12 protein-coding genes are annotated in these 12,014 nt (G+C 23.8%); 5 read left to right on the forward strand and 7 right to left on the reverse strand.

Annotation, left to right across the window (positions count from 1 at the left end):
* Positions 1 to 3 precede the first annotated feature (3 nt).
* From F795_RS0102480 to F795_RS06720, 4 genes are all read left to right on the forward strand, one after another.
* Positions 4 to 1,614, forward strand: coding sequence for an ABC transporter ATP-binding protein (locus F795_RS0102480; RefSeq protein ID WP_022936152.1), 1,611 nt, complete (start codon positions 4 to 6; stop codon positions 1,612 to 1,614).
* Positions 1,614 to 2,939 (forward strand): ABC transporter ATP-binding protein, encoded by a 1,326-nt coding sequence (locus F795_RS0102485; protein ID WP_027120293.1) that lies wholly within the window; start codon positions 1,614 to 1,616, stop codon positions 2,937 to 2,939. The genes F795_RS0102480 and F795_RS0102485 overlap by 1 nt, the downstream gene beginning before the upstream one ends.
* A 124-nt stretch (positions 2,940 to 3,063) precedes the next feature.
* Entirely contained in the window at positions 3,064 to 4,032 is a 969-nt protein-coding gene (locus F795_RS06715) for a hypothetical protein (RefSeq protein ID WP_027120294.1), read from the forward strand.
* Positions 4,033 to 4,393: 361 nt separating this feature from the next.
* A complete protein-coding gene (locus F795_RS06720; RefSeq protein ID WP_022936153.1) occupies positions 4,394 to 5,368 on the forward strand; it encodes a hypothetical protein in 975 nt (324 codons plus the stop codon).
* Between the two features lie 52 nt (positions 5,369 to 5,420).
* Here the strand turns inward: F795_RS06720 and F795_RS0102500 are convergent, their stop codons facing one another.
* The 7 genes from F795_RS0102500 to F795_RS0102530 are packed head-to-tail and all read right to left on the reverse strand — an operon-like array spanning position 5,421 to position 11,321.
* Complete coding sequence (locus F795_RS0102500; protein ID WP_022936154.1) at positions 5,421 to 6,515, reverse strand: nicotinate-nucleotide adenylyltransferase; 1,095 nt, start codon at positions 6,513 to 6,515, stop codon at positions 5,421 to 5,423.
* Positions 6,515 to 7,762 (reverse strand): Y-family DNA polymerase, encoded by a 1,248-nt coding sequence (locus F795_RS0102505; RefSeq protein ID WP_022936155.1) that lies wholly within the window; start codon positions 7,760 to 7,762, stop codon positions 6,515 to 6,517. The genes F795_RS0102500 and F795_RS0102505 overlap by 1 nt, the downstream gene beginning before the upstream one ends.
* Positions 7,763 to 7,764: 2 nt before the next feature.
* Positions 7,765 to 8,196 carry an iron-sulfur cluster scaffold-like protein gene (locus F795_RS06725; RefSeq protein ID WP_022936156.1) on the reverse strand — a complete coding sequence of 144 codons (432 nt, stop codon included), beginning with the start codon at positions 8,194 to 8,196 and terminating at the stop codon, positions 7,765 to 7,767.
* Positions 8,183 to 9,349: an aminotransferase class V-fold PLP-dependent enzyme gene (locus tag F795_RS0102515; RefSeq protein ID WP_022936157.1), complete on the reverse strand. Its 1,167-nt coding sequence runs from the start codon at positions 9,347 to 9,349 to the stop codon at positions 8,183 to 8,185. The genes F795_RS06725 and F795_RS0102515 overlap by 14 nt, the downstream gene beginning before the upstream one ends.
* Position 9,350: 1 nt before the next feature.
* Complete coding sequence (locus tag F795_RS0102520; RefSeq protein ID WP_022936158.1) at positions 9,351 to 10,082, reverse strand: TlyA family RNA methyltransferase; 732 nt, start codon at positions 10,080 to 10,082, stop codon at positions 9,351 to 9,353.
* Positions 10,054 to 10,506 carry a transcription antitermination factor NusB gene (locus F795_RS06730; RefSeq protein WP_022936159.1) on the reverse strand — a complete coding sequence of 151 codons (453 nt, stop codon included), beginning with the start codon at positions 10,504 to 10,506 and terminating at the stop codon, positions 10,054 to 10,056. The genes F795_RS0102520 and F795_RS06730 overlap by 29 nt, the downstream gene beginning before the upstream one ends.
* Before the next feature lie 2 nt (positions 10,507 to 10,508).
* A complete protein-coding gene (locus F795_RS0102530; RefSeq protein WP_022936160.1) occupies positions 10,509 to 11,321 on the reverse strand; it encodes a TIGR00282 family metallophosphoesterase in 813 nt (270 codons plus the stop codon).
* 405 nt (positions 11,322 to 11,726) lie between these two features.
* Here F795_RS0102530 and F795_RS0102535 point away from each other — a divergent pair.
* The coding region (locus F795_RS0102535) for a helix-turn-helix domain-containing protein (protein ID WP_022936161.1) at positions 11,727 to 12,014 on the forward strand (288 nt) is incomplete at its 3' end.

Genomic DNA, 12,014 nt, shown 5'->3' on the forward strand with positions numbered 1-12,014 from the left:
ATCATGGAAAAAGATACAAATAACGAAAAATTACTTGATGAAACAAAAGAAACTAAAGCGCCACTTTATGATTATAAAGTGAGTGATGAAGACCTTGGATATTCTAAGCAATTTAAAGAACATTTAGAATTTATTAATTTGCCTGAGCCTCTTAATTTACATGAAATGACAGGACTTAAAAAACCTACATTTTGAAGAGTATTAAAAAATGCTTTTGTACAAGGCGCTAAAAATATTAAAAAATTCTTTAAAGAAATACTTCCTTCTTGATTTAAAAAAGATAAAAACAAAAAACATTTATTTGATTTTAATAAATATATTGAAGATGCTAATGAAGAATTCATATTTAATAAGTGAAGAAAAATTGTTGCAGAAGTAAATAATGTTTATTTATCATTTGCTAACCCTGCTGATCCTAAAGAAAAAAACATTGTTTTACGTGGCCCTAGCTTTAAAGTTTATGAAGGTTGCATACATGCAATAATTGGAGAATCTGGCTCAGGGAAGAGTGTTATAACTTCTTTATTGTATGGCCTTACAGGCAATAATGCTATTTTAGAGGGTGGAAGAGTCAAATTATATGGCTTAGAAGTGCAAAGTTTTAGTTTATCTCAATGAGAAAAAACAAAACTTAGAGGAAGAGTTGTTTCTGCAGTTTTCCAAAACCCTATGTCTATATTGGACCCTACTATGAAAGTTGGAGAACAAATTATAGAAGGGATGTTAATCAATAAATTAGTTAAGAATAGAAAAGAAGCTAAAATAGAAGCACTAAAATATTTGGAATTAACTAAAATTAATAATCCAGAAAAGGTTATGAAATCTTACCCTCATGAACTTTCTGGTGGAATGATTCAAAGAATTGCTCTTGCAGCTATTGTTTCATTAAAACCAAAACTTTTAATTATGGATGAACCTACTACTGCTCTTGACCCTACGGTTCAAGCTTTAGTTTTAGATATAATTAGAGAATTACAAGCTAAATTTAAAATTGCAACAGTTTTTATATCACACGACTTAGGTGTAGTTGCTTCAATTGCTGATTACATTAATATAATGTATGCTGGTCAAATTATTGAATCAGGAACTAAAGAAGAAATTCTTGAACATCCTTTACACCCATATACTTGAGGTTTAATTCTTTCAATGCCTGATTTTAATAATGGTGAAAAACTAAAAGTAATTAGCGGAGCTGTGCCATCATCTTTAAATAATATTGTAGGTGATGCATTTGCAGTTAGAAATGAATATGCTTTAGAAATTGATTTTGAAAAAGAACCAAATGTATATCAAGTTTCACCTACACATTTTGTTAAATCATCTTTATTATCTAAACACGCGCCAAAAGTAGCACCTCCAAAATTAATCAAAAAATTATGAAATAAATATGATAAAAAATTAGCAGAATTATATGGTAAAAACATTTATGTTGAAAAGGATGTTTTTGAATATTACGAAAATATTAATAAAGAATTTAATTCATTTTCTATAAAAGAAAATGAACAATATGCAATAGATAAAGCTAAAAAAGAATTAGAAAAGCAACAAGAATTAGAACAAAAAAATAAAAAGAAATCTAAAAAAGATAATCTTAAAGAAAAAGAGGTTAAATAATGGAACCTAAATATTATTGTGAACTTAAGGCATTTGGCAAAAAAATTTGTCGCCCAATTTTAGAAGGTACTGATGAAATGCTTAATGCAAAAGATGAAAAACCCTTAGTTGAGATTAGAAACTTAGATATAACATATGGTTCTAATTTAAAAAAATTTTATGCTATTAAAAATTTAAATCTTAATATTTACGAAAATGAAGTTTTAGGCCTTGTTGGAGAATCAGGTTCAGGTAAATCTACTACCGGGCGTGCAATAATCGGCTTAACACCGCATTCATTTGGATATATTAAAATTGATGGAAAAATAATTCCAAAAAATATTAATAAGTTTACTTTTCATACAAAACAAAGAAAAGATTTAGTTCAATTTATGATTAATAAAGTTCAAATGATTTTTCAAGACCCAACTAACTCTTTAAATCCTTACAAGAATGTAGAATGGATTGTTGGAGAAGGTCTACATAATTCAAAAAATATAAAGTGATTATTTGAAATTGATTTTAATCAAAATGTTTTTGGCGAAATAAGAGATAGATGAAATAAATTAAGCCCTAATAAGCCTTTAGTAAAAGATTTAAAAGAAGCTTATAAAATTCTTATAACTTCATTAGAAGAATCAAATGAATTAATTTATACAAAGCTTTATAATCAAATTAAAGATGAAGTTAAAAAGGATAGTAAGTATGAAGATATTATAAAATATCTTGATGAATCAAAAAAAGAAAAAGATAAATTAAGTAATTTAAAACCAAAACAAATTAAAAAAATACTTATTCTTAATATGTTAAAAGGCGTAGGCTTTGATGAATCTGTTTTAGGAAGATTTCCACTTGAATTTTCAGGTGGTCAACAACAACGTTTAGGTATTTGCCGTTCAATTATATTAAAACCAAAAATATTAATTGCTGACGAACCAATTTCAGCTTTAGACGTTTCTATTCAAGCACAAGTGATAAATATATTTAATGAATTTAAAGAAAAATTCAATTTAACTATTTTATTTATAGCACATGACTTAAGAATGGTTGAATATATTTCAGATAGAATAGCTGTTATTAATAAAGGTACTTTATTAGAAATTGGTAAGACTGAAGAAATTATTCATAACCCAGTACATCCTTATACTAAATCATTGTTAGATGCTATTCCATCCATTGAAGCTAAAAAAGGTTCATTGCTAGGGTATCAATATGATACTAATATACATACTTATGATGAAAATAATCAACCTAAATGACAAAAAATTAATAAAGATCATTATGTCTTGGCTACTGATGAAGAACTTAAAACTTTTAAAGAAATTAAGTGTTTAAATAGAAAATAAGCAAGATCCTTAAACCTGCAAAAAATTGTAGGTTTTAATTTTATACAAAAATGTTATAATTATATATGTTATATCTAATGTTTGTTGCGTATAACTAAGAAGAAATTTTTAAAAGGAATAAATAATGAAAAAAATATTAAAATACTTGCCCGTTTTAACTTTAAGTTGTTTACCTTTAATTACTGCTAAATGTAATAAAGAAGAAACAAAAGAAGTATTAGAAAAAAAATTGAAATTAAAATATGAAAAAGAATATATAGATAAAAAGAAATATGTGTTTGATGATTTTGAACAATTTGAAATGAAAGATGAATATTTTGAAGATAGTGAGCCAAATGAAAGAGTATTGCAATCAACAAAAAATAGAAAAATTCTTCAAACTACGGAAAAATTTGATGTAGATTTTTCCAAATGATACAATAATTTTCAATGAAAATTTGGGATATTTAAAGATATAATGAATAAATACGCCGCTAATGAAGTAATACATTACAGCAACCCGCATGATCCAAATAACTCTGCAAGGTTATATTACGTTAAAGAAGTTAAATTTGATTTTTCTAGAGGTATGAATCCTCAAGAATATTCTTTAAGCGATATAGATACAATAAGGTTTTTAAAATTATTTAATATACCTAATTTAAATTTAAATGTTTCTTTATTAATTAATTGGTATTGGTTAGAACCTGCTGAGTTAAATAAAACATATTATTCAAAATTAAACATAACATCTTGATTTGATTGAAGAGAACCTTTTAAAAAAATATTAGGCATTCCTAAACCAAATTATAAAAATGAACATTTTGTTTTTTACCCTAAAGGAAAATATGATTATAATGATGTAGTACCAACAATAAGTTTTAATGGGTTTAAATTGGCTGGAGAAAGTTCATACGAAAATACATTAATATATTTACGATATAAAAAATATCAAAAAAATGAAATTGATATTGATTTTTTAAAAAGGTATGGTAATTACGATCCATTTAATTTTAAAAGCTATAAAATAGAAATATATGAATATGATTGGAAAAAACCTTTTGACGCACCCCCTTCAAAAGAAGATAATTTTGATTTAGAAAAACCACTATAATTAAAAATATTAACTTTTTTTATATTAAATATATTTTCTTGTTAGCAAACTTTGATAAAGAAAAGAGATTGTTTTTAATATAACATTCATAAATATAAGAACAAACATTAATTAAGGTGTTTTGTTCTTATAAAATTAAATAAAAATAATCAATAAGATCATTATGTATTAGCTACTGATGAAGAACTTAAAACTTTTAAAGAAATTAAATGTTTAAATAGAAAATAAGCAATATCCTTAAAACCTACACAAAATTGTAGGTTTTAATTTTATGCAAAAATGCTATAATTATATGTTATATGTAATATTTATTGCGTATAACTAAGAAGAAATTTATTAGGTTCAAAAAAAGAGGTACGCAGTGAAGAAAATTAATAAATTGATATTGCTATCAGCAACACCAATATTAACTTTAAGTTTTTTATCGGCTAAGTGCGTAGAGAAAGAAAATAAAGATAATTATCAAACTAAATTAAAATTCAATGTCATAAATAATGAAATCAAAGATTTTGATCATTTTTCTATTCCAAAAGCTTTAAACTTTGGCGGTTTAATATTAGAATCAAAAACCATGAATAATATATTGAATTCAAACTTCAATACTAACTATTCTATGTATCATTTAAAAAATGGTATTTTAAATACTGATTATTTATTAGCTAATCAAAGCAATGATTTTACAAAGGAAGAGTGAAATGTTTTACTTTCAAGGTTAATGTCTAATTTTTCAACAGATAATGTTGATGATTATGATAATAATGTAACAAAAAAAGAATTGGAAGAAAATTGGTTAAAATATAGTGAGATTAAAAACTATAACATTAAGTTTATGAGAAATAATTCAACTATATTATTTAATTCATATAATGAATTACAAAATAAAATTAAGCCATTTTGAGACATAAATAATATAAAATACAAAAAATATAATGACCTTTATGAAAAAATATTAAAAAAATATAATGAAAAATTTTTTGAAAATAACTCTTTAATTTCTATCAGAAATTTTCAAAAAGCTGTGTTATTTAACCGAAAAAACAACAAAGCCATTTATATCGAACCTTTAAAAATTAATTCAGTTAGTTATACATATCAAAGACATTTAAAAAATGTTATTGATGTTTATTTTGAGTTTACATACAAAGTTATTAATAATTATGACAAAGGTAAAATTTATTCTTTTTTAGATATGCCTTCTTTTGATATAACATTAGATAAATCTAATACTAAATTTAATCCTAACGTTGATACTTATGTAGCTATTAAAAGTGCATATAGTGAAAAGAAAAACAAACAAATAATTGATGAAATTAAGAAATTTCTAGAAATTAAATAATTTAAAATATATAAGTAATAAAAAAATCTATATGTTTTTACATCTAGATTTTTTATTTTGTTCATTTATTGTAAATTTTCTTTTGATCTTCAGAAAATTCAATGCCTTTTTCTTTATTAAAATTAATTGAGCAAACTAGTATTGTTTCTTTAAAACATTCGTTAAAATCATTATTTAACATATTTCTAATTTCTTGAACGCCTTTAAAAGTTCTTCCTTTACAAAGTTTATCAGCCATATAAATAATTTTATCCATTAATGAAAGTTCGAGATCTAAAGTTGTATGTACTTTTATTGCATGTAAGACTTCTTCATCATTATATTTATATATATCTCTAAGAAAATAATATGCAGTATTTTGGTGCAATTTATAAAATGGTAAATTTTCAATTCCATATTTTGCTAAAAAATCATTAGCTTTAGTAACACTTCACTCTTTAGTTATATCATGCATATACCCGCCTTCATATGCCCTTCTAATAAAATCTTTATCATTAGGGTTAGTTACTTTGGCTATTTGTTTAGCCATAGAGGCGGTATATTTTAGATGTGCATATCGATCATTAGATTTTATAAAAGAACGCGCTATATCACTAAAATAAAGAAAATTTGAACCGATATATGATTGTATTTCATCACTTACCATATCAAAATTACCTTTTTTGTATTCAGTAGAAGAGAAATTGAACATTTCATTGTTTAATAATAAGCAATTATATTTTTTTAAATTAATATCTGATTTATAACCTTGTCTTTTAAAGATAACTATTTTAACTAACTTAGCTATTTCATCAATATCTTTTCATTTATGCAAAGAATTTAAATTATCAGACCCTATTAATAAATATAAATCATCATCTTTAAATTTATTTCTAAAATATTTAACTGTATCAATTGTATAAGAAATACAATTACGATTAGTTTCAAATTCAGAAATTTGCATCTTAGGATTATCTTTAATTGCTAATTTAATCATATTAATTCTATGTAAGTTACTTGCATAGCTTTTATCTTTTTTAAATGGATTTTTATTTGCGGGTACAAAATATAGATAATCTAAATCTAATGACTTAATTGCTTCTGATGCAACTAATAAATGCCCTTTGTGAATCGGGTCAAAACTACCACCAAAAATTCCTATTTTCATTATTTCTCCTTCTTAATTTCATTAGTAGCATTTTCTTTTCAATAATCTTCTTTTAAAAATTTAATGCTTTTAGGCTTTGCTTTTTGTTCAAGAATAAATTGTGAACCTTTTTTTAATACTTGTTTACCTAATTTGTAATTAATACTAAATATTATATCTTCAATTTTATCTTCTTTAACATTATCAAATAAATCAATACTATAATTTTCATCAAAAATGGTCTTTAAATTTGAAACCCTAAAACCAAGTCCTCGAATTGAATCTTCTTTTCAAAATGAATAAAAAAGTTCTTTAGCTATTTTATAAATAGTAGCATAATCATTAGTGTATTTTTGGACTTTCTTTTGAATAGATTCTCATTTTTTATCATTATTTCTTATTTGCAAACAAAAAACATTTCCTTGTAAGTTTTGACTTTGCAATCTATAAGTAACAGTTTTAATTATTTCTTCTAAACTTTTAATTAATTGTGATTCATTTTCTATATCCATTTCCATAAATGTCATAGAATTTCCTATTCCTTGTGGATCAGCATTAATAATTAGTTTATCATTAACTTGGTCGCCTTTAAGCTCATTAATAACTTTTTCGGCATTTTTTCCAAAAATAGAACGTAAAAATGGTTTATTATTAAAATTTACTAAATCGCGATAAGTAAATATATTTCCGGCATTTAATTTAATTGCAGTATTATTTCCTATTCCAAATATTTTTTCTACTTTTAGATCATAAAAATAAGGCTCAATATCTTTTCTATTTGTTAGTATTATTCCGTGTGGTTTAGCTTTATTAGTTGACATTTTGGCTAAGAACTTGCTATAAGAAATTCCAATTGAACAAGGGATATTTATTTTTTCTAGTATTGTATCTTGTATTTCTTTGGCGCGTTTTAAAGCAAAATTATCATCTTGAGCAAATATTTCTAAAAAGCACTCATCAATTGAATATATTTCTATCACATTTGAAAATGTATTTTTTAATAAATTAAAAATATCATGGGCAACTGATGTATAAAGTTCATAATGTGGTTCAACAACGACTAAATTTTTAACTTTTGATTTGATTATTTGAATAGAATCCCCAGCTTTAAAACCCATTTTTTTTAGTTCTGAAGACATTGAAGAAGCAATGCTTCTTTTATATTCTTTAGCAATTGCTATTAATTTATTTTGTAAATTGGGATTATTCTTTTTTTCACAAGAAACAAAAAAAGAATCCATATCAATATGAAAAATGTATTTTTTCATCTTTATATTATTTCTTTTCTAAATGCACGATAAATAATTGAGGCGCATTCTAAACGATTGAAATTATTTTTAACATTTTTAAATACAGCCAATGCCCCTAATTTTTCATAATCTTTGTCAGCAATTTGACTAGTATTAATCATTTTAAAATAAATATCTAATAATTCACTAATTTCTTCTTTTTGCTTATTGATAAATAAATCGATTGCCAAATCAACGCTTGCCAAAAAAACAGCGCAGCCTTCAGCAACATAATTAGATTTAACTAATACATTATCTTTTCAATCAAATTGTATTTGCAAATCATCAACACATACCCCTGAGTGTTCTTTGATAATAGCTTTATTATTATCTAATAAATTAACTTTATACTTTGGTTTTGTGTATGCTTCTAAAATAATTGATTGAATTTGCTTATTATTATAAAAAGTCAAGGAAATTTCCTCCTTTGTTAAGTAACTTAATAAATTTATCAATATCTTTCTTTGTATTATAAATTGATAATGAAATTCTTATATAAGTTTTTTGATAATTAGGATGTTTACTAAATAAAAATGCGCAAAATCTGCCAGATCTTAAATACACGTTTTTATGACCAAAATAAGAAGCTACATCTTGACTGGGGATATTTTTAATATTAAATAAAATGATATTTGATCCTTTTTTAGAATCTATTTTAACATTAGAAATCATTGAAAGCTTTTCATATAAATAATTACTTAAATTACTTTCTATTTCTTGAATTTTAGCATATGTAATTTTATTTACAAAATCAATTGATTTAGCAAATTGACAAATAGCTACTAAATTAGCAGTACCTGGTTCATATTTAGCAATGGTTGGTTTTAGTTCTCATTTATCATAATCTATATTTTGAACTTGGCCACCGCCTCATTTTTCAGGGTTTAATTTATTTAATAAATTATTTTTAATAACTAAAGCACCAAGCCCAGTTGGACCATATAATTTATTTGCTGAAAATGTCAAAATATCACTATTGTGTAGAGATACATGTTTGTGTGCAATTGCTTGAGCACAATCATTAATTAAAATAATATTTTTCTTTTTACAAATTTCATATATTTCGCTTAGGTCGTAATTAATTTGGAAATTATTCGTTATTTCAGATAAAGAAATTATTTTGGTGTTTTCATCTATTAAATTAATTAATGATTTTTGATCATCAAAATACTTGATCTTAATATTTTTATTCTTGCTAAATAATTCTAAAAATGGAACAATATTTGAACTATGATTATAAATAGATAATAAAATAGTTCCACTTTTAACAATTTGTAAAAGCATTCTAGCAGCTAAATTTAAAGATTCAGTTGTTCCGGAAGTAAAAATTACTTCATTTTCATCAGCATCAACAAATTTTGCAACTTTATTTCTAGTTTCTAAAATTTTATTTGCGATTTTGATTCCCAATGTTGAATCAGCAGTTCTATTAGAGATTGAATATTTTGTATAAAAGTCATTGCCTTCTTTAATTACTGATTTGGGTTTTAACATTAATGCAGCATTATCAAAATAAATAAGCTTTTTATTATTAATAAGCATTGGAAAAAATTTACGTATATTCATCTTATTCCCTTTCAAACAATGTTATATATTCAACGTTTTTTGATTTTTGGCCAACTATAGGGCTTTTATCAATTTGAAGTAATTTAAAATTTTTGTTTTTAGCATACTCTTTTATTTCATCAATAATTTTTGGATGCTCATCTTCAGAAACATATCCACCTTTTTGGACTAAATTATATGGAGCTTCAAATTCTGGTTTTATTAATATCATTAATAATACACCCTTTTTAAGAAAATTTGAGCAGACATCAAAAACATTTTTGATACTAATAAATGAGACATCGCAAGTTACGAAATCTATGTCTTCTAAAAAAAATGAAGAATTTAAATTCTTTAAATTTGTTTTTTCATAAACGGTAACTTTAGGATTAATTCTTAATGAATAATCTAGCTGATTTGTTCCCACATCAACAGCATAAACTTTTTTGGCATTGTTAATTAACATTACTTGAACAAAGCCGCCAGTAGAAGATCCTATATCAAGACACACTTTATTGTCAAAATTAATATTGAATTTATCAATAGCACCTAAAAGTTTATATGCACCACGTGAAACATATTCTTTAGATTCTAAAATTTGAATATTTAAACCATTTTCATCGAATTTTGCATAAGGCAAAAATTGTTTTTCGCCATTAACAATTATCTTACCTTGTTTAATTAAAGAAAAAAGAACTTTTTCATCTTCAATATTTGTATACTCTTTAATTATTTTTATTAGTGTTTTCTTCATTACTACCAAAACTAATTTTAGATATTCTATCTAAAACTTTATTAACTAATTTATATTCTGTTCCAATAAAATATATTTTAGTAATATTAATCATTTCATTAATTGCTAAAATAGGTTTTTCAGCAATTATTTCATATGTTCCATATATTAAAATAGCTCTTAAATGAGAATTTAGTCTTTCCCATGTTCAAGTTTCATCTAAAGTACAACAAATAAGTTTTTTAAATAAATCATAATTTTTTTCAATATACTCAATAATTCTTATTTCTTTATCTTTTAAATCATAATTTTCAAATATCTCCTTTGAATCTATTTTTTTATTAAAAAGTTCATATTGATAGATGCAATTGATAATTCGACATCTTGATTTAAAAAAGTTTAGTAATTCTTCATCAGTAAAGGTTTTTTTAGTTTTTTCTTGCATTATTATTTATCCCAAATATTGATTAATTCAATTTTCTTATCATTTTCATTTTTTGTTAGAGTGTATATAATACCATTTAATTGGCATGGGTTTTCAGAAACTTGAAATGATACGTATGATTGAAATCTCATTTTTTCATATACTTCTTGAAAATTTGATCCTATAGCACAATTTCTAGGACCACACATTCCAGCATCAGTTGCATAATAAGTACCCTTAGGCAAAATTCTAGCATCATTAGTTTGAACGTGTGTATGAGTGCCAAAAAAAGCATCTACTTTTCCATCAGTATACAATGAAAATACAGATTTTTCTGCTGTAGTTTCAGCATGAAAATCGATGATATAGTAATCGGCTTTATTATTTTCATATAATTTATCAAACTCGTCAAAGAAATTATTAGCAACTTCTTCTTCTCAGGGTTTTAATAAAGGATTAAAAGTAATACCTAAAAAAGACATTATTGCTATTTTTTTACCTTTGACATCAAAAATTCTAATTCCACTTCCTGGATATTTTGATTCAATATTAGCGGGTCTAATTACATCATTATTATTAATAATTTTTTTAATTTTAGATTTAGCTCAAACGTGATTACCTAAAGTAAAAGCGTTAATTCCTATTTCTTTTAATGTTTCATAATCTTTTGGTTCAAATCCTTTTCTACCTGAAACATTTTCTGCTTGGGCATAAATAAAATCAATGTTATATTGCTTTTTTAAATCAGGAAGGTATTTTTTTATTATATCAATTCCCGGCTGTCCAAAAATATCGCCTAAAAATAGCACATTAATATTTTCATTTTCATTTTTCATAGTTTTAATTATATATTAATTTAATAACCTTAATTAATAAAAATTAATTAATAATAATCGAACTATTAATTATTTTTTTTATCTAAATATTGAGTTAAATTAATTTAAAATTTTTTTCAATTTATAATAATTGTTTTTATTCTTTTTTTGAAATAGTTCAATCTTTATATTTAGACTTTTTAAGTCTAATTTTACTTCGAAATATAACTTCTTCTTCCTTTAATTTTTAAGCTATTATTTGTTCCTTTTTATAATAAGAAAATGCTTCTTTAATTTATAAATAAATTTGGCATAAAATAAATAACGATTTTTGTTTATATTTAAAAAAATATATAAAAAAATCCTCTAGCATAAGCTTTAAAGTGAACCCCAAATTCCGGACTTTTTGGAAAGGGGTTCATTTTTATGCAATTCAAATTTAAAAAAGAAAAAAGAAGCAAATGAAATAGAGATATAAAAGGCTATTTGAAATTAAAACTTGATCAAAAAATAAAAATTGTTGAATTATATCTTCAAGATTTTAGCATTTTAGAAATATCTAAAATAATGAAAAATTCTTATTCAGCATGCTATTCAGTAATAGAAAAATACAAAAAGTTTGGTTATAATTCTTTTGCTATGGAAAAGAAAAAAGGAAGAAAATCTAAAATAAATTTAGATGCTCAAAAGGCAGCAAATTTTAAAATCAATATT

It is taken from the genome of Metamycoplasma orale ATCC 23714, from assembly GCF_000420105.1.
GTDB lineage: Bacteria > Bacillota_I > Bacilli_A > Mycoplasmatales > Metamycoplasmataceae > Metamycoplasma > Metamycoplasma orale.